Annotated in this window: 20 protein-coding genes; 4 read left to right on the forward strand and 16 right to left on the reverse strand. The window is 42.6% G+C overall.

Annotation, left to right across the window (positions count from 1 at the left end):
- Nucleotides 1–172: 172 nt before the first annotated feature.
- A complete protein-coding gene (locus F0228_RS12215; protein WP_171730780.1) occupies nucleotides 173–2473 on the forward strand; it encodes an EAL domain-containing protein in 2301 nt (766 codons plus the stop codon).
- A 147-nt stretch (nucleotides 2474–2620) separates the two neighbouring features.
- On the opposite strand, the gene F0228_RS12220 is transcribed toward F0228_RS12215, so the two are convergent.
- Genes F0228_RS12220 through F0228_RS12280 form a run of 13 tightly spaced genes read right to left on the reverse strand, consistent with a single transcriptional unit; the run spans nucleotide 2621 to nucleotide 13807 of the window.
- On the reverse strand, nucleotides 2621–3187 hold the full coding sequence (locus F0228_RS12220; RefSeq protein WP_171730781.1) for an OmpA family protein: 567 nt from the start codon (nucleotides 3185–3187) through the stop codon (nucleotides 2621–2623).
- 1 nt (nucleotide 3188) lies between these two features.
- The gene (locus F0228_RS12225) at nucleotides 3189–4505 is read right to left on the reverse strand and encodes a VWA domain-containing protein (RefSeq protein ID WP_171730782.1); all 1317 of its coding nucleotides are present in this window, start codon (nucleotides 4503–4505) and stop codon (nucleotides 3189–3191) included.
- Between the two features lies 1 nt (nucleotide 4506).
- Nucleotides 4507–5091, reverse strand: a complete 585-nt coding sequence (tadF, locus tag F0228_RS12230; RefSeq protein WP_061032347.1) for a tight adherence pilus pseudopilin TadF — start codon at nucleotides 5089–5091, stop codon at nucleotides 4507–4509.
- A complete protein-coding gene (locus F0228_RS12235) occupies nucleotides 5081–5617 on the reverse strand; it encodes a TadE family protein (protein WP_061016700.1) in 537 nt (178 codons plus the stop codon). Before F0228_RS12235 ends, tadF begins: the two co-directional genes overlap by 11 nt.
- Complete coding sequence (locus tag F0228_RS12240; RefSeq protein WP_116871396.1) at nucleotides 5614–6744, reverse strand: CDC27 family protein; 1131 nt, start codon at nucleotides 6742–6744, stop codon at nucleotides 5614–5616. Before F0228_RS12240 ends, F0228_RS12235 begins: the two co-directional genes overlap by 4 nt.
- A complete protein-coding gene (locus F0228_RS12245; protein WP_061032346.1) occupies nucleotides 6741–7607 on the reverse strand; it encodes a type II secretion system F family protein in 867 nt (288 codons plus the stop codon). Before F0228_RS12245 ends, F0228_RS12240 begins: the two co-directional genes overlap by 4 nt.
- Entirely contained in the window at nucleotides 7607–8521 is a 915-nt protein-coding gene (locus tag F0228_RS12250; protein ID WP_061032345.1) for a type II secretion system F family protein, read from the reverse strand. The genes F0228_RS12245 and F0228_RS12250 overlap by 1 nt, the downstream gene beginning before the upstream one ends.
- On the reverse strand, nucleotides 8518–9783 hold the full coding sequence (locus F0228_RS12255) for a CpaF family protein (protein WP_061032344.1): 1266 nt from the start codon (nucleotides 9781–9783) through the stop codon (nucleotides 8518–8520). Before F0228_RS12255 ends, F0228_RS12250 begins: the two co-directional genes overlap by 4 nt.
- Nucleotides 9780–10973 (reverse strand): AAA family ATPase, encoded by a 1194-nt coding sequence (locus F0228_RS12260; protein ID WP_060980417.1) that lies wholly within the window; start codon nucleotides 10971–10973, stop codon nucleotides 9780–9782. Before F0228_RS12260 ends, F0228_RS12255 begins: the two co-directional genes overlap by 4 nt.
- A 2-nt stretch (nucleotides 10974–10975) precedes the next feature.
- On the reverse strand, nucleotides 10976–11437 hold the full coding sequence (locus tag F0228_RS12265) for an ATPase (RefSeq protein WP_116871394.1): 462 nt from the start codon (nucleotides 11435–11437) through the stop codon (nucleotides 10976–10978).
- Nucleotides 11437–12762, reverse strand: a complete 1326-nt coding sequence (locus tag F0228_RS12270; RefSeq protein WP_061032341.1) for a pilus assembly protein N-terminal domain-containing protein — start codon at nucleotides 12760–12762, stop codon at nucleotides 11437–11439. The genes F0228_RS12265 and F0228_RS12270 overlap by 1 nt, the downstream gene beginning before the upstream one ends.
- Nucleotide 12763: 1 nt before the next feature.
- Nucleotides 12764–13540, reverse strand: coding sequence for a hypothetical protein (locus tag F0228_RS12275; RefSeq protein ID WP_061032340.1), 777 nt, complete (start codon nucleotides 13538–13540; stop codon nucleotides 12764–12766).
- A 54-nt stretch (nucleotides 13541–13594) separates the two neighbouring features.
- Nucleotides 13595–13807 (reverse strand): Flp family type IVb pilin, encoded by a 213-nt coding sequence (locus tag F0228_RS12280; RefSeq protein ID WP_061032339.1) that lies wholly within the window; start codon nucleotides 13805–13807, stop codon nucleotides 13595–13597.
- Between the two features lie 211 nt (nucleotides 13808–14018).
- Between F0228_RS12280 and F0228_RS12285 the strand changes: the two genes are divergently transcribed.
- A complete protein-coding gene (locus F0228_RS12285) occupies nucleotides 14019–14477 on the forward strand; it encodes a prepilin peptidase (protein WP_171731937.1) in 459 nt (152 codons plus the stop codon).
- Here the strand turns inward: F0228_RS12285 and F0228_RS12290 are convergent, their stop codons facing one another.
- The 3 genes from F0228_RS12290 to F0228_RS12300 all read right to left on the reverse strand — a co-directional run bounded on the left by F0228_RS12290 (nucleotide 14478) and on the right by F0228_RS12300 (nucleotide 20190).
- Nucleotides 14478–15362, reverse strand: coding sequence for a LysR family transcriptional regulator (locus F0228_RS12290; RefSeq protein ID WP_171762278.1), 885 nt, complete (start codon nucleotides 15360–15362; stop codon nucleotides 14478–14480).
- A 565-nt stretch (nucleotides 15363–15927) separates the two neighbouring features.
- The gene (locus F0228_RS12295) at nucleotides 15928–18945 is read right to left on the reverse strand and encodes a M6 family metalloprotease domain-containing protein (protein ID WP_171762279.1); all 3018 of its coding nucleotides are present in this window, start codon (nucleotides 18943–18945) and stop codon (nucleotides 15928–15930) included.
- Nucleotides 18946–19197: 252 nt separating this feature from the next.
- Nucleotides 19198–20190 (reverse strand): sugar-binding transcriptional regulator, encoded by a 993-nt coding sequence (locus F0228_RS12300; protein WP_171762280.1) that lies wholly within the window; start codon nucleotides 20188–20190, stop codon nucleotides 19198–19200.
- A 458-nt stretch (nucleotides 20191–20648) separates the two neighbouring features.
- Between F0228_RS12300 and tal the strand changes: the two genes are divergently transcribed.
- Both tal and tkt read left to right on the forward strand, forming a co-directional pair.
- The gene (gene tal, locus F0228_RS12305; protein WP_032552749.1) at nucleotides 20649–21599 is read left to right on the forward strand and encodes a transaldolase; all 951 of its coding nucleotides are present in this window, start codon (nucleotides 20649–20651) and stop codon (nucleotides 21597–21599) included.
- Between the two features lie 78 nt (nucleotides 21600–21677).
- The gene (gene tkt / locus F0228_RS12310) at nucleotides 21678–23669 is read left to right on the forward strand and encodes a transketolase (RefSeq protein WP_128164655.1); all 1992 of its coding nucleotides are present in this window, start codon (nucleotides 21678–21680) and stop codon (nucleotides 23667–23669) included.
- The last annotated feature ends 161 nt before the right edge of the window (nucleotides 23670–23830 follow it).

A 23830-nucleotide genomic window follows, 5' to 3' on the forward strand; every position in this document is an offset into this window, starting at 1 on the left:
ATTATTGTTGATATGAATGTTAATTTTTTACTCAAGAATCCCGATATCTAGTCGTTACACTATTTAATCATTAGTCATTATCGATGTGTCTTACAAACTTAATACATCATATTGGCGCCCAATAGTTTGTCTCGTGCACTCTGTTCAAAGTCGTAACCAAAAAAGGCATTCCATGGCTCTATTTAAGAAAAATATCTGGTCGCTGTACGCTCTAGTCGTACTGCTCACCTTGATACTTTTCACTGTGCTAGGTGTAACAAAGTGGCAAGCCAATAGAGAAGACTTCATTGAGCAGCAGCATATCCAAGTAGAGCTGTTTTCTAGCTCTGTCAGTTCACTGCTCACAAGCCAAGAGGCACTCCTAGAAGTCGTTGGACACCAATTGGCCCAACAGTCTGACTTCACTCGTACCGCCGCTATTCAGATTCGTCCAATATTGGATAAGTTGCTTGAGACTCATCCAGCGATTGCTGCATTTGGCCTGCTTAACACACAGGGCGATTACTTATCTGTTAGCTCAAACCTCAAACTGGCAGACCAAGACAACTTACTTGAGCTTCCACAAACTCGAGACTCCTTTCTAGAAGCGCTTTCAAGTGACAGGATGGTTTTAGGGCGAACCTATTTTCAAAAGTCCCTAGATAGCCTAGTGATTCCGTTAAGAAAATCGATTTCAGTGGATGGTAATAGCATTGATGCCGTGATGACCGCGGGATTACGTTTAGATAGCACCATAGTATTTGAAAACAACGCGCATGCTGGCAGTTACAACACACTGACCTTGTTACGACAAGATAAGTACCGTCAGTTCTTTTCTAGTGACATCGAGTCTCTTGATGCTTACCTAAAACCAGTAGACAGCGACCTGCTTCAGCGCGTGAGCGTTAACTTTTCAGAGCAAGTCAGCGCTACTGTACAAGAAGCGAAAACGGGAAAAGAGACCTACTCATTTGTTGTTAGTGATAATAAATTCCACTCTCTACTGAGCGCTAAGTACCTGCCGGATTATAAACTTTGGGTCGTTGGTCGCACCGACCTCGCACACGTCGATACCGTCTTTATCGAAGAATTTGGCATTCTTTTCATTATTTTTATTTTGATCCAGTGTGGCTTCTACATTTTGGTTAAGTCTATTGCGAAGAATGAGCAGCGCACTCGCAGCCAACTTATCTATCAAGCGAACCACGACCCTCTCACTACGCTGCCAAACCGTTTATACATGCGTAAGAACATCGATAAATGGGTGGCAAGTGAGTCAGAGCAATTCTCACTGCTGTTCATCGATATCGATAACTTTAAATGCGTCAACGATACGCACGGGCATGATTTTGGTGACAAGGTTCTTAAACAAATAGCGTTACGTTTAATGCGATTCCGCTCTCGATTGAGCCTATTGGTACGTGAATCGAGCGACGAGTTTCTGTTTTTAACTCCAATAACCAGCGAGTCTGAAATTAAACGACTCGCAGAGCGTATCATCGAGGTACTTTCTCAACCCTATGAAGTGCAAAACTCTCAATTCCTATTGGGCTGTAGCATCGGAATTGCACGTTTCCCTGAGCATGGTAAAGATCTCGATAGTCTGCTTCGCTCTGCCGACATCTCAATGTACAAAGCCAAACAGCAGCAAAACTCATACAGCATTTTCACTACGGCAATGCAAGATGCCCACCTCTACAAGATGAAAGTTGAACAGAGGCTGCGTATTGCGATTGAGAAACAGACACTGTTTATGGCTTTCCAACCTCTAGTGAGAGCAGATGAAAGCATTGATGGTGTGGAAGCTCTTGTGCGCTGGGTTGATGACGAGCTAGGTTTTGTTCCACCCGATGTGTTTATCCCCGTCGCGGAGAGCACTGGCTTAATGCATAAACTTGGCACGTTTATAATCGAGTCAAGTATTATGCAAATCGCTCATTTACATAGAACGACCGATCAAGAGATCGGGTTATCGATCAACATCTCGGTTAGGCAGTTCTCGCATAAATCGTTCTCTGAACACCTGTTATCCACGCTTGAGAAATACCAGTTCTCACCAAGCTGTTTAACGCTAGAAATCACAGAGAGCTTGTTCATCGAAGATGTTAATTTGGTTAAACCAATTTTCGAAGGCCTCAAAAAGAACCACATTAAGATCTCTCTGGATGATTTTGGTACCGGCTATTCATCATTGAGTATGTTGAAAGCACTGCCTATCGACGAGCTTAAAATCGATAAAAGCTTCATAGAGAATATTGCGATAGACCAGCAATCATTGACTATGGTGCAGAACATTATTGCTATCGGTAAGAACTTCGGAATGGTGGTATTAGCAGAAGGTGTAGAATCGAGCGAACACTTCGCGATCCTTAAAGACTGCGGTTGTGATTTGATGCAAGGCTACTACTTCTCACGCCCTATCCCATACGAAGAGTTGTGCCAATATCTTGCTCCCTCAGAGTCAATTCAAGAGCAAGCAGAGCCTATGGTTTAGTAGCTTAGCGGTGTAGTAATTCACAGATATAATAAGACTAAAAAGGGAGCCTATATTGGCTCCCTTTGGGTAGAGTCGAGTATCGTTATACACCACTCAAGACCGCAGCCCAGAGAATAAAAACACAGACAATGAAAACAAAACCCATTACGACTTAACTGTTATCACAACTCGTCGATTGCAACCTGTTGCCTTGTTGTCCGCAACCTTACAAATGGGTGCGCTTTCGCCATACGCATATTCAACGATGCGAGTTCCTTGGCGAAGATCTTCCTTTAAGTAGCTAGCGACCTGCCCCGCACGACGTGACGAAAGGGCTTTGTTGTAGCTTTCACTACCAAGACTGTCAGCGTGCCCTTCAATAAAAATCTTTGACTTATCGCCGACTAAACTTAGGTATTGTTCTAGTACTTGTTTATGACTTTCATCCAACTGATACACGTTGATTGGATAATTAAGTACTAGAGATTGTGTCGCTTTATCATAGAAACACACATCGTCTTGAGCCGCGACTTGGATCACCTCGATCTCTTTATTGAGCAGCTCATTCTTCGGTCTTTCATCACGCTCTAACAATTTACCCGTTACTTGAGTTGTCACAACATGAGAAGAGACTAACGTGGTCGATGTTATGTACTCATCGACATTGCCCAAGCAATTCGCATAGCCCATTGGAGAGAGCAACATCATAGAAATCATCACTAGGTATCTCATGTTAATCCTTAAGTTTTCCTGTTTCTTCATTAATCAAATTCAAAATATACTTGTACACATCTTCACCATCTTTGGCGTGATAAATGTTTTTCTTGCCGAAGCAGTCTCCAAAACCATCACTTGCTTGGACGCGGTAGTTAATACCAATAACACCCATTGTTACTTTTGTTTTCTCAGCTTCAGTTGGTGCATTGCTTTGGAAACGATTCCGTTTCGCTGAAATGGTTGAGCGCAGCTTTTTACATAACCCCTGATCCACTAACTTCTGTAAATAGGTCTCGTCGCTGTCACTACCATCGGATAACACAATGAACACCTGTTCAGGGTTAAGGTTGGTCGCTTTATTGGCTTCTTGTGCCGCAGCAATGATTCCATTCCAAGAAGAGGTGCCTCCACCAGCTTTCAACTGAGTGCTCATTAACTGAGCTCGAAAATTGTCATAATCCTCAGTCAGTGGAATATCGTAAAACTTGTAGTAATCATCAAAATCATTGTTTCGCTTATAAAGTCGCTCTACTTCATATCGACTCATTCCATACGATGGTTCGATGATCTCGTCATACAAGATTGGTTTATCAAACATTCGTCTCACTGTTGTCCCGGGAGAGTTTCGAGCGTAGTCATAAGCGTATTTCTTTCTCCAGGTGCTCCGATAGCCATAAGCGTTAAGCCTCACTATCTCATCGTCTTGTTTCACATGAAGAGGGTTGTACCCAAGCAAGGCGACTCTGCTTTTTTCTTCGGTATTAAACTCTTCAATGTCATCAACGACTCGCTTAATGGTTTCTTTCACGACATCTAACTTCATTTTGCCGTTCTTCCACGAGTTGCCCATAGATCCACTAAAGTCACCAATAAAGTAGACGTCTACTGGCTGAGGAAGATATTTGCGCGTCACAGCTCGGCCACTGACTGAAAATTCAGGCTTTAAATTTACGTCTTCGTATGCAATCCAAGACGTGTATTTGGCCGTCGCACTCACCACAAAGTCGCTGAACGGTGCAAGCTCACCACTTGCTTGTACACAACCATCTTTGTACTCACATTTACTGGTATACACCGCTACATCGACATCATCTGTATTATCGACAACATAACGATCAACTAAGTAGCGTGCATACTTAACGTTGTTCTCTTCATCCTCTCTAGGGCTTGCGATAAGAGCAAGGCTCGCTACCTCTGCCGCTTCCAGTAACCTGGTATGCGCAAGCATCTGTTGCGACATCTGCATCGAAAACGCCATAAAAATAACCATCATTGGTAACAGGCCGACGAACAGAATACCCGCTACTCCCTTATTTCTTTTTATTGAACGCACCTTAAACCCTCGCAAATGAATAAGAAGAGCTCACAAGACGGAAGACCTCACCGTTCGCGATACCAATCAGGTTTGTTGGGATCTCATAGCACAATGAAACCTGATACATGGGTAATCTGCGCCCTCTGGAAGTGACGGGAAGCATTTCAATCGCTTTTTCTTTGGTGATATCGCTCATATCAGGAAAATCACAACCCTGTATGTTTCCTTTGCTTAGTGTCTTTTGAACCCTTCGGTAGTTCACTTTACTTCCAGAAACAGCAGTCTCTTCGAGCCTTATCTCATCAATGCGCATTCCGAATTTGGTTTTGTCAAAGTTCGGAATCATCCGCTTCATCGAAGCCGACGCAATTGCAAAGGCGTTGTGTTCTGTTTTCCTGCAATCACCTGCGCAAATGTCCATGTTGGCGTTAAATAACTGCTTCCGCTCTGCGAAAATCGTGGTCATTGAATATGTGGCTCTGTCCAATTGGCCTTTCTTGTTAATCGCTAGCATGTGGTTCACTACAACTAAGAAAATGCCAGAAGCAAAGACAAGCACCATCGCCAGTTCAACCGCAAACGATCCTTTTTGTTTAACTTGCACAGCCTGCCCCCTGACCAATTTTGAAAGAGCACCTTTCATACTCTTGGATCGTAATAACTTCACGCTTTATCGGCATATCAGGGAACCAAATAGACACAATGGGATCGTAAGTGTATTCCAAAGCGTAAACTGCAAGTGCCATGTCTTCTGGTTCATCTTTCTTATCCGGGCACTTGTCTGCAGAGGCATAGGTGTCAGTGCATTTCAGAAAACCTTCGTAGTCTCGGAAATAGTTCACATGAATGATGACGCTACCCTCTTTAACGACGTTACTCCATAATGCTCCACCGGCTTTGTTCAACTCATCTTTGATCATTTGCCCGTAGTTAATGGATTGACTACTACTCGAGTCACCCGCTTTTTTGGTTCGCATCACTGCCGTCGTTAATGCATGGTCAGTCATACTCATAGAAAACGTCAAAATGCAGATCTCAACCCATCCGAAGACAATCGCGAGGAAAATCGGAATACCCATAGCGACTTCAACCGTCAATGCACCCTTTTGCTTTCGTTTAAACGATCTCATAAACGGACATACCTTTTCTTGGTGTAATCAACAACAAATGCTCCTTTGATATCAATGCTATTGAGAAACGCCTTGGCTTCATCCAGGTCATTGAAATCACCTATGCAGTAACGCTTCCACAGCCCATGTGTATAGGAATAGACGGAGCCATAGTTTGTTTTCAAATAATTCAAAAAGTCTGAAGGAATCGCAGTGTACGTTGCCAAAACTTGTACGCGATAAATAGGCTTTGCGTTTGGTTTAAGTTTTCTAGGATCAAGTACCGAACCGTCCACACTGTGTTTAGACGCTTGAAAGTCTTTGGTAGCATCAAGCTTGCTCACACGTGATGTTGGGGCAACAAAGCCACCTGAATTAGCTTGAGAGCCAATAAGCTGTTGTTCCATCTCTATTGTTGACTGTGTCACGGTCTTGTTCCCTCCGCTTTTAGATATTGACCTCATTAGCGCCTTGAGTTGCTTACGCGCTTGTTCATCACTATTTGAATGTTTCAAAACCTCGAGTGCGATATCTGGCCTTTGAGATTTAACTGAAGAAAGAATCAAGTTAGAACTCACTCTTTGATCATTCGGATTCGAAAGATATAAGTCATATAAAATGTCCGTCGCACCTAAATAATCAGCCTGCATTATTTTCACCACGGCAATGTTATTACCGGCCTCTCTATCAGATGCACCTTGTTTACGACTCTCTTCAAAGTGTTCGATGGCTTGGACAAACTGCTTCTGCTGAGCCAGAATTTTTCCGGTTAAAAGTTGATACTCATATTCGGTACCACCTTCGTCGCGGTATTTATTTAGCTCTTCTAGCGCGCGTTCAAAGTTCTTTTTCTGATAGTAAATACGAGCATTAGTTAGTATGTATTCCGGGTCATCAAGGTTGCTCTCGCTATAGGTATTGCGATATAGCTCCGCCGACTTGATATCCTTTAGGTCTAAATACAGGTTAACGAGTTTTACTTTATATATAGGGTCAGACTGTATGTTTGCTTTGTAGAACTCGATAAGTTTCTGCGAATCGCCGGCCCCTATGAGTAGTTGTTCTTTGGTCTCAAGTTGATTATTCACGGTTGTACAACCAGAGAGTAAAGCGAAGAGCACAGTGATAAATAAATACTTTTTAATCACATCAACATCCTTAAAATACCTGGGGCAGCAATGAGAACAACAATAGGAACCATGATAAAAGCGATCAGAGGGATGGACATTTTTGCCCCCATCTTCCCAATTCTTTCTTCCAGATCCATCATGTTCAATTCTCTAATATCGGTCGCTAGCGTTGCCAATACAGGGCCTACAGATGAACCAAACTGCAAGCTCTGCACCATGGTCATCACAAAGCTTTGCGATTCACTGGTTGGTACAAGGTCGTAAAACTCCTCTAGCGCCTTTTCCAAGCCAACAAGACGTGAGCGTTCCACCGTAACTCGAACGACGTGCGCAAGGTTGCTATCGACCGAATGAAGTTCCTTAGCTAAGTATTCCAGGCTCGATTCGATAGTCATCCCGGTATGAACACACACATTCATCAGGTCGAGTAAAAAAGGTAATCTCGAACTAATGTGTTTGATATTGGCTTTACCCCGAGCAGACACATAAGTATCGGGCGCAATAACAAACGCTAATAACGCGCCCAATAAATACAACAAAGAAAACAGTACTTCGGTTTCTCCGCTATAAAAATCAAAGCCAATAAGAATCAAGCAGATACTAAAAGGAACAATTTTAAGTAGGTAATAAGCATCAGCGAGAAAGTCACTATAAAAACCCGCGGCCACTAACTTGCGTTTAGTTTCATCTTTATTAAAACTGATTCGAGATAATATCGATTTAAATAAGTCGGTTCGTTTCTTCTCTTCGCGTGTCGAACCAATGATCTTTCGGGTTTCAATATTTGCTCTGGTGTTGTCCCAAAATCGCAAGCAGTACGTGGCAAGCACCATTGAAACTATAAATATCGCCCCCCAAATGCCCAGGGTTTTCATGTCCATTAGTTAACACCTCGCAATATCAGCCAAATGCAAAAGAACCCGAGCAACTCACTTACTAGAACGTAATAAAAAATCGGCTGACCAGCTTCTTCGAACATAACGAAGCTGTAGTTCTCTGGGCTAGTGAACTTTAAAATGATCAGGAATATTACCGGTAAGCAGGCAATAATTTTTGCCGATGCGCGCGCTTCAGAGGTCAACGCATTCTTTTTCTTCTCTACCGCCCTCGAATCAAACATGAGTCGGTTAATTTTGTTGATCACATCTTTTAGCTGACCACCTCGTGCTAGGTTGATACGGATTGTTGAAGCGAAGAAAAAATATTCTAAATAAGGGAATGTATTGCTGCTTCGTTCCAGTACGTCATCAGGGTCCTCGCCTATCAGTAAGCGTTCGGCCATAAACTTAAACTCTTTCCCTACCTCGTTATCAAGCTGCTTACCAACATATTCAAATGCATGGATAATACTTTGCCCAGAAGATATCGCCCCACTCAAAATGTTTAAGGCATCAGGAAAGTTGGTTTTAAACCGGTCCATCTGTCTCTGCTTGAGCTTGTTATAAAAAACGAAGAACAAAACGGGCTCAGCGATCATCAGGCAAACAAGGTAATCCTGTCTTAAGAAGAACTCATTGATGGCATACACCGCTGACGCAGAAACACAGACAAACAGAATAAGCTTCAGCGACATATTAGGCTGAAATACCTTGACTATCTTCTTGTAGCTTTTCCGGAATCTGGCTTTGTAGCTCTCTTCAAACTGCTGAGAATCAATAACAGATCGAACGCCCTTTACCCCTTCGAATTCAGCCTCCATCTCGATCAAGCTACTCAACTTTTTGTTTTGACGAGAGCGATGAATAAGAAAGTAGATCAGCAACGCGCTCCATGACGCAATCAGAATGAATGTCATGAGAAGATCTCCCTGACCGCTTGCTCTAGCCCGAAAAACTTAGCACGTTCATAAATGACAGAGCGGGTAGATAAGCCAGGCGTTCTAAACTCACCGACCATTTTCCCATCTTTAAAATCGGAGCTCGCCTCGTAACGAAAAATATCTTCCATCACTACGCTATCCCCTTCCATGCCGATAATTTCCGAAATATACATCACCTTACGGCTGCCATCATGAAGACGCTTTACCTGAACAATCAGGTCTACTGCACTCACGATGGTTCTGCGTATTGCAGATATCGGCAGGCTCGCGGTTGCCATCATCACCATGCTTTCAGTACGAGCAATCGCGTCGCGTGGCGTATTGGCGTGCAATGTCGACATAGACCCATCATGGCCAGTATTCATTGCTTGAAGCATCTCGAACGCTTCTCCGCCACGACACTCACCCACAATGATTCTGTCTGGGCGCATACGAAGAGCGTTGATCACGAGATCGCGCGCAGTAATTTCTCCCGTACCTTCAACACTGGCTTGTCGAGTTTCAAGCCTAACGATATGCGGTTTTTGAAGCTGCAATTCGGCAGCATCTTCTATGGTAACGATACGTTCGCCTTCACCGATGAAACCAGATAACGCATTGAGTAGCGTTGTTTTACCTGAACCTGTACCACCAGAGATCAATATGTTGCATTTACAGTGGCTAGCAATCGACAATAGCTTTGCCATCTCAACAGACATAGCACCAAACTCTGCAAGATTCTCGAGCTTAATTTTCTGCTCTTTGAACTTACGAATAGAAATGGAAGTACCATCAATCGCCAGCGGAGGTATTACGATGTTGACACGGCTACCATCCATTAAACGTGCGTCACAAAGTGGCTTAGATTCATCAATACGACGCCCTACGTTAGAGGCGATCCGCTTAGCTATAGTGTTTAACTGCTTTTCGTTAACAAATTGAATCGGCGACTGTTCTACCTTGCCATTGATTTCAATGAAAATATCCGAAGGCCCGTTGATCATAATATCCGAGATATCATCGTTATCGACTAAGGCTTGCAGTGGTCCCAAGCCTTTCAGTTCATCAAGCAGTGCCTTAACCAAATCAACCCGTTTCAAGGAGCTGACTTGCAACTGCTTCTTATCGATCAAGATATTCACAGAGTCTTTAAGCTGGTCTTCGAGCTCTTGATTACTGATTTCGACGAGTGTCGCCGCATCCAACGCATCGAAAATTTCATCGCGAAGTTGAATGTAGATTTCTTTTAATTGATTCATTTTCTAAACAAACTAAAGCGTGATTTAGGTTTAATTTTCTTACCCGTCAATGTCGCGACCATACTCAGCACAGCGGACGAGGACTTGGATTTAAGCAACTCATTGATACCTTGCTGGACCACCATCTTCTCAAGCGACGGTTCATACATGAAGTCAATGCTGTCTTTGGCTTTGATCCGCTCTTTAGCGCTAGCAAGCGTCACCATAAAGTCCTTTGCTGGCCTATTTAAATTGAAAATGATTTGGTGTTCAGATTTACCTATCTTTTTCTTCAAAGAGTTATAGGAGCGCAATGAAGACACCGACGGTTCACAAACAATAAAGATGCGATGGTACTTATCTGACAATTCCTGATCGTGCATCTCTTCGTAACAAGACAGCGGCGCTGAATCGATAATAAAGTTATATTGATCAATCAGTTGATTAGAAAGGTTGTAAAGCGTTGACGCGTGATCAGAGAGGCAAGCGACGTTCTTCTCTAACACCAAATAATCAAGCTTGTCTTTCACCGGATGTACGTAGGTCTTGGCGATGGCACTGTCGATATCAATTTGATTCAAATCGATACTGTTGTGTTTGGCTTTTAATCCTTTCACACCAATATAAATGTCGCTATTCAAAGCCCCTGAGTCATGATCGACCAAAAGCGTTTTTAAATTCGCTTGTTCAGCCAAAGAGTGAGCCAAGACTGAACTAACACACGAAACACCAATTCCACCCTTTGTTCCGAGTACTAAAATACGCTTAGCAACACGCGTTTTTTTAACGGTGCTTTCCCCCTCTTGCGTCGACTTAATTGCCGCAAGTAACGCATCAAGTTCAGAATCCCACAGCACATATGTCGCACCTAAAGCGTGCACTTGGTTACGCAGCTTTATCGAGTCAACATCACATAGAACGAGTAAAGAGATGTTCACATCCAGTCGAACCGAAATCTCTGAGACTTGCTCTATTACGTTTGGTGCACTGCGAAGGTCCAATACAACATGGTTCAACTTGATGTTTGACTGATTCCAAGCGCCGTCCAAATCAATATCAGTCACTTCAAGAGGTTTGGGAAAGCCTTCGATTGCGTAAAGATCTTGGATCGATTCAGTTAACGTGCTGTCGTCAGAAACAACCAAGTCTGTCGCTTGAACCGACGATTTCATTTTCGACGACGAGTTACGAAATAAAATATCTAAGTCCATCGCTACTTCGCCTTTTTGATTGGGTTAACCAAACTAATGTTGCGGTTGTGCTCAACACTACAGCCAAATTGGTAGTCTTCACGTTTCGAAAACACCATCACGCCACAGTCACTGCTTTTAATGCGGACGTATCGCCCTATGATCAGGATATTTTTCTGCTGATCGTCAGCGGCAAGTTCGACTTTGTATCTGTCTTTGGCAATCGACTCCGATTTAAACCTGTCTCGTAACTTAGCCACGAACTCACTCGCATCTGGTTTGTATTTGACGTAGAACGTTGACTTAGGCTCTCTTGCATTAAGCTCTCGAATAAAAGCCACAGAGCGTGACATTGAATCTTCGCTGCTCGTCGTATCAAACTCGAAGCGTTCTTCTAGCTGCTCAATAATACTGGTGTTCGTGCTATCAACATGTGTACAAGCTGAGGCAAGCAGTGCTAGTAGAGTAATAGCGATCCATTTCATCAGTTGAACCCTCCTTGGTTAATTGTGTTTTCTAGCTCTGGCTCATCAAGTTCAGAAAGGTCGATTCTCAGGAGTCGTTCAAGGTCGCTGGTACGCCTAAAGCTCGGCAGCTTGACCTGCTCTTGCTCAACTGGATCGACTAAATTAACTGTAGCGACGATAATGAGTTCAGTTTTAGAGCGGTTAGTAGAGGTGTGACTAAACAGTGCACCCAAGATTGGGATGTCCCCCAAAATTGGAATCTTGGTTAACGATTCGCGCTCTTCTGATGTCAGTAATCCAGCGAGTACAAAGCTTTGTCCATCTTTCAAATGGACCGTGGTTTGGGCTCTTCTGGTGCGTAACGAAGGCACGGAAATAAGCCCTGTAGTGGTCTTGTTTGATTCATCAATTGAACTCACTTCAGGTATCAAGGTTAAGCGGATGTTCTCTGTATCCGTGACCTTCGCCACCATCGCCAATTTAACACCATACTCTTTATAGGAGATGGTAATGCCGTCTTCGTCTCGCACCGCGATTGGGATTTCACCACCCGCTAAGAAGCTAGCCTGTTCGCCAGAAATAACGGATAGATTTGGCTCTGCCAGTACGCGCCCAATCTTGTCATCACCGCTCGCAGAAATAACAGCAACAATATCTTGAGCAGTAAAGTCGAGCAGCTTATTAACAAAAGTACCTGGCTCACCGCTGTCACTATAAGTCACACCCAATTCTGTTAAAAATGAACTCGAGACTTCCGCAACCGTTAGTTTTACGTTGATCTGCTCGGTAGTAAGCACTTTCAAGTTATTAATCACTTGGTCGTAGTTATATTGTGCGGTGTACTCGAGTTCGTCTAGCGCTTCGCCGTCTCCATCTTTGAGTTCGTAAGCGGCACGACGACGTTCTTTATTAAGCATTTCACCAACAAGGCGATTAATCTTCTGTTTAATCTCTTCGCTGCCAACAATGCCATCGAGTACAACTTGATCACCGACATTGGAAACCACTACGTTTTCATCAGGGAATCGCGCGATTAGCGTCTGCTTTAGTAGCCTTAAGCTTTGATTCACCACCAATTCAGCATTGTAAATTTCGTTTCCTCCACGATCATAAACAATCACTGAGGTAGTGCCTTGGCCAACGCCATAAACGACAACCTTGTTTTCATCAATAATTTTATAGTCAGCGATCTCTTGGTTCGCTACAAATACTGTCGATATCTGTCTCTTTAAATTAATGGTCTTCGCCGCACCTTGATCTAAGTTCATCAATTCAGATGCGAGCAATGGGCAAGAGAGAATTGCAGACAATAGCAAGGCTATATGTTGTTTGTTTAAATTCATGTTAGTCCTTACCACGTAGTTCTCTGACACCAAACTGTGTTTCTAATAAGTCACTACTGCGAATAGATAAATAACGGTTTTCAATTTCTGAAGGAATGATATTTACATCCCCAATTTTTTGAGCCATTTCGAGTTTCAATACACTGCGCATATTTAGAGCAATAACTAAGCTGTATTTTTTATCTTCAGCATCTTGTGAGTCGGTATCTTCGCTACCTTTAATCACCTGTAATACTCGCGCTCCACTAATAATGACTCGACTGACCAAATCACCGATGTCTCCATATCCACTCTCTACGAGGTTTGATTTTGAAGATGTAGTAGAAACAAAGCTCACTTTATCGCCAGGAGTGAGGGTCGATGTTTGTACAACCCCAATGCCCGTTACTTCATAAAAATAAGGTAATTCACCATCATTAAGCGACAGATACATATAATCTCGGTCGCCCGGGTTTGAAATCATCTCTTGTGTTAAATAAGTACCTTCCCTGATGTCTTCTTTAAAAAGAGCCCCAGGTTGAACAACGATGTCTTTTTCTAAGGTATAGTAATAGCCGTCTAAGTCCGATATATGGACAAACTTCTTCTCGTAAAAATTGGGAGTCAAGGGTTGAGAGCGTTTGATCTCTTTTTGAGCGACTAAAATACTCACTTTGGGTTCTTCTTTTTTCTGGACTTGTTGTGGCTCTTCGTCCGATGAAATATAGTTGCTGTTGATATATATCAATGTTGAAAAAATAGAGAAAGCGATAAGAAGGAGAATGATAATTCTGTTCATATTAAGCCTAAAATAGGGGCCAAAGCCCCTTAATATATTATTCTTAGTGGCCGTTTATTTGCCTGTAGTCGCAGTAGTCAAGTTGGTTGTAACCTTGGTCAAGGCACCAGTAATTGCATTTTTAAGCGCATCAGTTTGAAATGCAGCAAGTACTAAAGCTGACATTACAACAGCAATAATTGCATATTCCACCGCAGTAACACCGCGAATATCATCTTCGAACTTCATTTTTAGTTCAGCTAGTTTTGCTAAAGTTTTGTAGTACATAGTAATCCTCTAAAAAGTATATCGACCATTGGTCTTATTGAAATTGCGAAATGAAAGTTACCGGATTGAAAAATATACATCCAATTAATAGTTATTATGATCGCATAACAGAATCTTATTTAAGAAATAGATAAACTATTTTTATGACTTCATAATTATTTTTAATTACAATTTTATTGATATGAGACATAATCATAGATACCCTTTATTTATGAATATAGAAATAATCAATTACTCATTTTTAATCGCTCTAAATCTCTCAATATTTTCTTGTGTATGCATTTTTGATTGGAAACACAGGAAAATACCAAACAACTTAAATAAAATTGCATTGGTAGTTAACCTGGTTGTAGCCTTATCAAACGGTTATTTGGCTTCATCCCTGCCGATCTCTATTGTGTGTTTCGTTGTTGGAGTTTTACTTTGGTACCTCAAGGTAATCGGTGCTGGCGATGTTAAGTTACTGACAGCATTGGTCGTTGGGATTCAACCTGATTTAGTCATTGCAACCTTGATTTCTATAGGTTTTATGGGAGGGGGGTTAGTTTTAATAATGTATATAATCGGTAAGATAAAGCGTTTCAATAGCTACAAAAAAGGTATCCCTTATGGGATACCCATTACTTTAAGTTGTTTTATTTTCAGCACAATTTCAACACTATCAAATTGATCACATAATATTATGTTCTAGTCCTGATTCCGCAATATCACTAATCTGAAATAACTGCTGTATCTTATCTTTTATCCCTAACGTTTCTAGTTCTTGCGAAATTTCATCACTACACCAAACATACATATTAACTTTCTGACGCAATGGGATTGTCTTACATTTTTCGTGACATAATGACCACTCAGGAAAAATCAGAACCGTCCCGTTCGTCTCGAGTTCATTTTTTAACAATTGACATGAACTTGTTTTAACCCAACTTGTTACGTGAGATGAATCAATATTATAGTCGTTTAATAATTCTTGAACATATGACTTAGACAAAGAGCTGCAAAAAACAACTCTCTGTGGATAGCACTCATAAGGGTCAAGGGAACAAGAATGCGCGATGACATAATTTACCGTTTTTAATTGATAAGATTTTCCATTCCCCTGTGAAATTCTATCCATAGTAAATATTAAGTCATAACGCGACAGATCCAACGAAGAGGACTTAGTAAAACTGTTTATGGATAAGTCGATATTGTTCAGCATTCGAAACTCATTAATGACTCGATTGACCATATCGAAACAAAATGACTCGGCGATCGCTATGTTAAATTGATCTCTTAGCTCAACTTTTTCTAGGTCTTCAAATAACCTTTCATACATGGACATGGTTTGATCAGCGTAATCCAATAATACCTTCCCATGCTTAGTCAGTAAAAATCCTTCTTTTCGATCAAAAATACTTGCCCCTATTGTACTCTCGATTTTTTTTATGTGCTGAGATACCGCAGGCTGTGTCATAAACAAAGACTCAGCGGCAGCTGTAAAACTTTTGTGCTTAGCAACGTGTGAAAATGTTCTTAAATATTTTACGTCGATAGACCTGTTGACGTTTTTCATGGTGCAAACTACCCCGATGTTGCGTTCTTTTATTAATTATTCTTATTAAAAATCAGCGTAAAAGTAACAATAGTGTCATTGAGATACAAAAAAACATTATTTATAAAGCCATAAATAATGTTTATATGCATCTCAATAAATACAGATATTTTTTGCAACAACAACTGATTCACAAGTCCTTATGTGCTTTTACAAACAACATATTTCATCTGCCACTTATCTACCAGGCCCCTTACAGAACACCCCCTCCAGACAAATGACAATCAACACAATTATAACCAAAACGTATGCGTCCAACACCTTAAAGCACTACAAAAGCTTTGAAATTTATGTAAAAAATCGACATTTATAAGACTTAAGGTCAAAAGTCACTCAAAAACACGATTGTTCAAATTTGTGATCTAGATTGCCATCAAATGAAACTAAACACCTATAAATATTACTTAATTCCAAAAAATGCGACAAAATACGCTGATTTCATTCTGAAATGAGGTTATGCAGGACACAAAAAGGGCTAACAATCGTAGCCCTTTCCGTATATGCATAATTATATTATGGTTTTATTTCAACACTTCACTCGTAACCTGGAGATTAAGCAAAGTATAAAAAGAATAAGAAATGATGAGCTTCCTCCTGACGATTCACCTTGACTCAATGTCACCCCTGATTCGTTTGAAACATTAGGCAAAACTTCTATATCAAAAGAACCAACCCACTCATCACCACTCGTCAATAAGACCTTATATTTAATATTGTCATATAAAGCCTGCCTGCGCTCTGCTGGCGCATTATAAACAATCTGAGCACCGATTATATTAGCTAGTCCATTACGTGGGGCTTCAAGAATATTTAACGCTTTCACTTCACCATTAATATTTGGAAACAATTGGACTTCATCGCCATATTTGACTTGTAGAGATTTCGTTTCCAACAACGATACTTTCTTTTTATGCACATCAACAGTGACCGATTGTTCGGTGTAGCCCCCTACGGGATCCTGCACCTTGACGCTCAATCGATACTTTTCGCCTTCCAACGCATCGTTGGGTACACGTATAGTCAATGCTTTCAATTGTGTGCCACTTAATGCCAATCTTGCGCCTTCGGTCTGAGTCCAAGTAACCTGATGCTCAGCTGAATCGACATCCGTGATCGTCGTTACTTCGAATATCACTTTCTGACCCGCTACAGCACCGACTTTAATCTTATTGAGCTTAAATTGCGGAGCATCGTTCACCGGTTTGATTTCAACGTAAACAGTCGCATACTCACTTTTGTACCCAGCACCATCAACAAGTCTATAGGTAAAACTATCTCGTCCAAACTGGTTGATAGAGGGAAAATATGTATCACCTCTGATAACACCTTTAGCTGGCTTACGACCTATCTCAATTGAATATGGGTGAGATCTCGGCAAGTTAAGATCATTGGCCAATAAATTGAGCATAAACGGACTATCTTCTTCCGTAACGACAGAGTCATCTACCGCAGTAGGCTTAGCTTGCGCTGGTTGTTCAAAAAGTACCGCAAAAGGGAAGTTTTGGCCGAAGCCACGACTCAAGCCTCGAGTTTTATAATCGGACATTGCCCCTGTGAATTGTGCTTTCCTCTGTCCATCACCCAAATAAGCATCTAAAAACTGTGTTGAATATTCAGGTGTGCCGTTTTCAATCTCTAAAACCAATAACTTGGATCCAAGTCCAAGCTTTACAGGCTCATCAAAAATAATCTGCCCTCCACCTCGCTGCGCAACACCTCGATGCAATAGACGGCCAGCTGCTTCATCAATCACAGCATTACCAAATCTTGATTGAAACGGATACTCAATCAGTCGATAAAACATCGGCATAGCAACACTCGTCGCCTTAGCGTAGAAGTGCAGCCCTGCAATATCCTCACGCCCCTCAACAACATCAATGGCGAAGCCAAGCACGTTTGTATTCGTACTATAACGGGGATAAGTTCGGCCAAATGACGTGACCCAAGACGACTTAGTGGCCGCGTTAGGGATAGCTAGCGAAAATGTTGCCTTATCAGCATCACTACTAATATTTGAGATGGTTACATCGGTACTTCTTCCTGCGGTAATGTCAGTCAAAGATGGTTCAGAATCATCAGAGATATTCGTCACTGCCTCTCTGCCGGGAAAAACATCGCCCGAGTCACCGGATGAAAACCCACTCTCAAGTAGCCCATCGCCATCAGCCTGAAATACCTGAACCTGCATCGGGCCATCACTATTGAACTGGTTATCTATATTTACCGCCGTAATGAGCAAGCCTTCGCCACTAAGTGCTTGGTCGTAGTCGGTTTTGCGTCGGTTCTCAATATAAGCTCGAGGCCCAAACTGCTTTAAGTATGGGTCAAGGTGGATCACACTTTCCCCCTTATTCGTGTCAATTTGTACCTGGCCATTCTCTGAAAGAACGGTTGGCTTAAGAAAACCTGACGCCTCTTTACTCCATGCCAGCATGTTTACTGGAGTCTGACCTGCGTACTCGTCGCTAGGCTTTCTTGCCCAGCTTCCGCCTCCCATCAAACCCCAATGTCCAATTGAGCCGTCATGTTTATAAGAGTAAAGATCCGGTAAACCCAACATTAAATGCCCAAGTTCGTGCGCTATTACTCCCATGGTTGACTGATGGTCGTCTTGATAATCAGCAAACAAGCAATACGCGCTGATTCGCTTTCCATCAATCTCGACGGTGCTGTGAGCGTACTTATGAGGCCAAATCGTTGGGGTCTTTCGGGTACCGCTAGATTTATCATTACCCGCAAAGACGAACATAACGGAGAGTTCTTGAGGCGAGATGCTGTCGTCATTGTTCAAGTCGTATTGAGCAAGATTGAAATCCACATCTAGGGCTTCATATGCTTTTTCAAACACATTATTGAGCTTAGTTTGGCAATTACGCTCTGATTTGGAGTGGCAGTTTGGATGTTCAATATCTAGAGTGACATTAATTACACCGTCATTCTTTGTTCCTTCACTCTCTTTCGCTGGAACAACTTTATAGTTACCGTAGCTATTTTTTAGAAAATAATCTTGAACGCTCTGTTGATCGGTTCCAAATATCGTCGACTGAAAGTCATGGTCCACTTTTTCGTTTGAAAAGCTAACCTGTACCACTAATAACGGCTGCTCTATAATTCTATTATTTAAAGCTCGGCTTTCACGCGAACTTTGGTTTCCTATATAATTAAACCTCTTGTTATTAGCCGCGGGTGATTCAATTAGTTCATCGAAATATGTTGGGTCTATTTTTATATGCCTAACATTGGATTCAGAAGGTACATCTGCCTCACTCGAAGCTAGAACTCCTGTGGAAACTATTCTGCCTTGCTCTTCTTCATTTCTTTCATATCTAGCAAAATACCATTGGCTGTCAGAGTCTTGGATATAGAGGCTACCTGTTTGGTCTTGATACCAAAACATATGCTGAGAGCCCATTAACCTTAGTTCTTTAGAACTACCGTCAACAAAAGTTATCGTATGCCAAATCGGTGCAGGTAAAGTGGTTGCTTGTACCGTACTAACAGCCAATAACGCTGCTATGAAAGTACAAATTAGTTTTGTCCTCATTAGGATAATCCCATTAATAATTCTTTCTCATAAGAGATAGTTGATGCGTTAAATGCAACGCGACTTTATCAATGGGGATTTATGTAAACCAATTAAGTTTCTAACTAAACCTATAAATAATAATTATACCTGTTCTTATATAAACTTAATTTATGACAGTATAAATAATGTAATTAAGTGGGAAGGCTGAATAACCCACCCATTTTTAATTAGAATAAAAGCGTATTAAAAAGGAAGACAACAATAAGTAGTTTATTTATCAATTAATGTCATCTGCTCATCTAAGTTCAGCACGGTTAATGCATTACTTACGCTAGTTGCTATAACATCAACCACGCCGGTTCTTAATGCACCTAACAACGCGAGCGGTTTACTGTTTTCCGCGGCAATGGCAATCACCTCTGCGATTGGGCGAAACTCTTCTAAACCCAAACCGATCACTCGGTCACTCATAACGGTGTTTGCTGCTTTACCGTGTACGTCGAAGAAGTCATAACCTGCGAAGTCACCTACCACACCTTGTAGTAGACGCGATTGAACTACCTCACCCGCGGTAAACCAACCTAGGTCAACCATGTAGCTGTTTTCGCTCATGTCACCGATACCCACTAATGCTACATCTGCCTTTCGAGCGAGATCGAGTGTTTGCTTAACTGTGCTGTTTTCCATAAAAGCAGTTTTTTGAGCTTTATTCTCGGCATAAGCCGGGGCATACAAAGTCTCAGACGAACCACCGTACTTTTTCGCCAGCTGACGACAAATGTGGTCGGCATTGAACATACCGCCTCTTGGGTGAATGCCTCCGATACCACACACGAACTTACAATCACGAGGGGTAATGACACCTGTGTGGTGAGCAACAGAAGACACGTTACGACCTTGCCCGACTGTTACGACCATGCCGTTTTTTAATGTGCTGGTTAGATAGTTCGACACTAAACCGGCAACTTGAAGACGTTGCTGCTCTTCATTCGGTTGATCCAGAGCAACAAGAGCACGCTTAACACCAAAGCGTTCAATCAAGCGTTGCTCGATCTTGGCGCTGAACACAGGGTGGTATTTAACAGTTATCTCAACAATGCCTTCATCACGGGCTTGCTTGAGCATACGACCAACCTTTGCACGAGAGATAGAGAACTTTTTCGAGATCTCTTCTTGGGTGGCACCGTCCTGATAATAAGCAACCGCGACTTCAGTCAGCAGATCAGTGTTTTCTTCGGAAGCATCTTGGATATTCTTACTCATATACCACTCAACCTATATTTAACAATTATTTTACCTGCTTAGAGAACAAATGTTCGATGACCAAGCAAGTGATACACAAGTTTACACCTTGAACATATGTAACAACAAGGAACATTTGTTCAAGGTGATAGCCATGGTTTTATTGTTGATTAATTCACCTTGCTCAGCGTATTAAACGTTTGCTTGTATCGCCCATGATTACTAGAGCGAAATATATTTGACTGAAGTCACCATACCGCACTATTTGTCGTTGACTTTGGTGCTAGATCGGATAAATATGGCTACATCATTTACTCATCGAGCGATCAAATGTTCTGTACAAATGTTCGTTCGAAGAAAAATTTAAATTAATGTAAGTTTGGCTCACTGGAAACTCCACTGAGAACTTCATTAGTTAGCTTGCAAATGCCCACATCTCTCTTCTCACGAGATGTAATGCGATAGATAGGATGATCAAAATGAGCAACAAATTAGAGCAACTTCGTAAACTAACGACAGTAGTAGCAGACACTGGTGAAATCGATGCAATCAAAAAGTACCAGCCAGAAGATGCAACAACTAACCCTTCTCTGATTCTTAAAGCGGCTCAAATCGAAGAGTATGCGCCACTTATCGATGCTTCAATCGAATACGCTAAAGCGCAAAGCGCTGATAAAGCACAACAAGTACAAGACACTTGTGACATGCTTGCAGTAAACATCGGTAAAGAAATCCTGAAAACAATCCCAGGCCGTATCTCTACAGAAGTTGATGCTCGTCTTTCTTACGACACTGAAGGCAGCGTAGCTAAAGCTCGTCAGCTAGTAAAAATGTACAACGATGCTGGCATCACGAACGATCGCATCCTAATCAAACTGGCTTCTACTTGGGAAGGTATCCGTGCTGCTGAAATCCTAGAGAAAGAAGGCATCAACTGTAACCTAACGCTTCTATTCTCTTTCGCACAAGCTCGTGCATGTGCTGAAGCTGGCGTATTCCTAATCTCTCCATTCGTTGGTCGTATCATGGACTGGTACAAAGCGAAAGAAGGTCGCGACTTCGAAGCATCTGAAGATCCAGGCGTAATCTCAGTAACTGACATCTACAACTACTACAAAGAGCACGGCTACAACACTGTTGTTATGGGCGCAAGCTTCCGTAACATCGGCGAGATCCTAGAACTTGCTGGTTGTGACCGTCTAACTATCGCTCCTGCGCTTCTAGCTGAACTAGAAGCTGCCGAAGGTGAAGTTGTAGAGAAGCTAGTTGACTCTAAAGGCTCTAAAGAGCGTCCTGCTCCAATGACTCACGCTGAGTTCCTATGGGAGCACAACCTAGACGCGATGGCAGTTGAGAAAGTTGCAGAAGGTATCCGCAACTTCGCAGTTGACCAAGGCAAACTAGAAGACATGATCGCAGCTAAGCTGTAATCACACAGAATTAAAAAAGGGGAACGTTTGCGTTCCCCTTTCAATTTCCAATCCAATATATAAACACTGGTAGTTATTATGGACCGTAAAAATCTAGCTAATGCTATTCGTGCTCTAAGCATGGACGGCGTACAACAAGCAAACTCTGGCCACCCAGGCGCACCTATGGGTATGGCTGACATCGCTGAAGTTCTTTGGCGTGATCACCTGAACCACAACCCGTCAAACCCAGAGTGGGCTGACCGCGACCGTTTCGTTCTTTCAAACGGCCACGGCTCTATGCTGATTTACTCTCTGCTTCACCTAGCAGGCTACGAGCTATCAATCGAAGACCTTAAGAACTTCCGTCAACTGCACTCTAAGACTCCAGGTCACCCAGAGTACGGTTACGCACCGGGTATCGAAACGACAACGGGTCCACTAGGCCAAGGTATCACTAATGCTGTTGGTATGGCGCTTGCTGAGAAAACTCTAGCTGCACAATTCAACAAAGAAGGCCACGACATCGTTGACCACTTCACTTATGCATTCATGGGTGACGGCTGTCTGATGGAAGGTATCTCTCACGAAGCATGTTCTCTAGCAGGTACGCTAGGTCTTGGTAAGCTTATCGCTTTCTGGGATGACAACGGCATCTCTATCGATGGTGAAGTGGAAGGTTGGTTCTCTGATGATACGCCTAAGCGTTTTGAAGCTTACGGCTGGCACGTAATTCCAGCAGTAGATGGCCACAACGCTGAAGCAATCAACGCAGCAATTGAAGCTGCTAAAGCGGACCCACGCCCTACTCTAATTTGTACTAAGACTATCATCGGTTTTGGTTCTCCAAACAAATCTGGTTCACACGACTGTCACGGTGCACCACTAGGCGCTGAAGAAATTGCAGCTACACGTAAAGAACTTGGTTGGGAGCACGGTCCTTTTGAAATTCCGTCGGAAGTTTACGCAGAATGGGATGCGAAAGAAGCAGGCGCAGCTAAGGAAGCAGCGTGGAACGAGAAACTTGCAGCTTATGAAGCAGCACACCCTGAGCTGGCAGCTGAATTCAAACGCCGCGTAAACGGTGAGCTTCCTGCACAGTGGGAAGAGAAAGCAAACCAAATCATTGCTGACCTTCAAGCTAACCCAGCAAACATCGCATCACGTAAAGCGTCTCAAAACGCACTAGAAGCGTTCGGCGCTATGCTACCTGAATTCCTAGGCGGCTCTGCTGACCTTGCACCTTCTAACCTAACTATGTGGTCTGGTTCTAAGTCTGTTTCTGCTGAAGATCCAGCGGGTAACTACATTCACTACGGTGTACGTGAATTCGGTATGACGGCGATCATGAACGGTATCGCTCTGCACGGTGGTTTCGTGCCATACGGCGCAACGTTCCTAATGTTCATGGAATACGCTCGTAACGCAATGCGTATGGCTGCTCTGATGAAAGTTCAGAACATCCAGGTTTACACGCACGACTCTATTGGTCTTGGCGAAGATGGTCCAACTCACCAACCAGTTGAGCAAATCGCTTCTCTACGTCTAACTCCAAACATGAGCACATGGCGTCCATGTGACCAAGTTGAGTCTGCAGTCGCTTGGAAACTGGCTATCGAACGCAAAGACGGTCCAACGTCTCTAATCTTCTCTCGTCAAAACCTTGCACAGCAAGAGCGTAGCGAAGAGCAAGTAGCTAACATCGCGAAGGGTGGTTACATCCTGAAAGATTGTGAAGGCAAGCCAGAGCTAATCCTTATCGCTACAGGTTCTGAAGTTGAGCTAGCGGTTAACGCTGCGGCTGAACTGACAGCTGAAGGTAAGAAGGTACGCGTAGTATCTATGCCTGCAACTGACGCTTTCGACAAGCAAGACGCTGAGTACCGTGAATCTGTACTTCCATCTGACGTAACAGCGCGTATCGCTGTAGAAGCTGGTATCGCTGACTTCTGGTACAAGTACGTTGGTTTCGGTGGCAAGATCATCGGTATGACAACGTTCGGCGAATCTGCACCAGCAGGTGAGCTATTCAAGATGTTCGGTTTCACTACTGAAAACGTAGTAAACACAGCGAAAGAGCTTCTAGCTTAATCTTGATTCAAGTGTCTCGCCTTGAAATAGGTTGATGCATACCAAAAGCCCTACATTTTGAAGTGACCCCGTAAAGTTGGACATTTCTGTTAAGCGGCTTTCAAGGCCTGAGTTCGATATTCTATCGGAGTCAGGCCTTTTAGTTTCACTTTTATACGTTT

Origin of the sequence: Vibrio sp. 99K-1 (genome assembly GCF_013114585.1) — a bacterium.
GTDB lineage: Bacteria > Pseudomonadota > Gammaproteobacteria > Enterobacterales > Vibrionaceae > Vibrio > Vibrio chagasii_B.

Excerpts from the sequence above, each read along its gene's own strand:
- F0228_RS12215 (WP_171730780.1), top strand. The coding sequence starts at position 173 with ATGGCTCTATTTAAGAAAAATATCTGGTCGCTGTACGCTCTAGTCGTA.
- F0228_RS12220 (WP_171730781.1), bottom strand. The coding sequence starts at position 3,187 with ATGAGATACCTAGTGATGATTTCTATGATGTTGCTCTCTCCAATGGGC.
- F0228_RS12235 (WP_061016700.1), bottom strand. The coding sequence starts at position 5,617 with ATGAGATCGTTTAAACGAAAGCAAAAGGGTGCATTGACGGTTGAAGTC.
- F0228_RS12245 (WP_061032346.1), bottom strand. The coding sequence starts at position 7,607 with ATGGACATGAAAACCCTGGGCATTTGGGGGGCGATATTTATAGTTTCA.
- F0228_RS12250 (WP_061032345.1), bottom strand. The coding sequence starts at position 8,521 with ATGACATTCATTCTGATTGCGTCATGGAGCGCGTTGCTGATCTACTTT.
- F0228_RS12255 (WP_061032344.1), bottom strand. The coding sequence starts at position 9,783 with ATGAATCAATTAAAAGAAATCTACATTCAACTTCGCGATGAAATTTTC.
- F0228_RS12260 (WP_060980417.1), bottom strand. The coding sequence starts at position 10,973 with ATGGACTTAGATATTTTATTTCGTAACTCGTCGTCGAAAATGAAATCG.
- F0228_RS12265 (WP_116871394.1), bottom strand. The coding sequence starts at position 11,437 with ATGAAATGGATCGCTATTACTCTACTAGCACTGCTTGCCTCAGCTTGT.
- F0228_RS12270 (WP_061032341.1), bottom strand. The coding sequence starts at position 12,762 with ATGAATTTAAACAAACAACATATAGCCTTGCTATTGTCTGCAATTCTC.
- F0228_RS12275 (WP_061032340.1), bottom strand. The coding sequence starts at position 13,540 with ATGAACAGAATTATCATTCTCCTTCTTATCGCTTTCTCTATTTTTTCA.
- F0228_RS12280 (WP_061032339.1), bottom strand. The coding sequence starts at position 13,807 with ATGTACTACAAAACTTTAGCAAAACTAGCTGAACTAAAAATGAAGTTC.
- F0228_RS12285 (WP_171731937.1), top strand. The coding sequence starts at position 14,019 with ATGAATATAGAAATAATCAATTACTCATTTTTAATCGCTCTAAATCTC.
- F0228_RS12290 (WP_171762278.1), bottom strand. The coding sequence starts at position 15,362 with ATGAAAAACGTCAACAGGTCTATCGACGTAAAATATTTAAGAACATTT.
- F0228_RS12295 (WP_171762279.1), bottom strand. The coding sequence starts at position 18,945 with ATGAGGACAAAACTAATTTGTACTTTCATAGCAGCGTTATTGGCTGTT.
- F0228_RS12300 (WP_171762280.1), bottom strand. The coding sequence starts at position 20,190 with ATGAGTAAGAATATCCAAGATGCTTCCGAAGAAAACACTGATCTGCTG.
- tal (WP_032552749.1), top strand. The coding sequence starts at position 20,649 with ATGAGCAACAAATTAGAGCAACTTCGTAAACTAACGACAGTAGTAGCA.
- tkt (WP_128164655.1), top strand. The coding sequence starts at position 21,678 with ATGGACCGTAAAAATCTAGCTAATGCTATTCGTGCTCTAAGCATGGAC.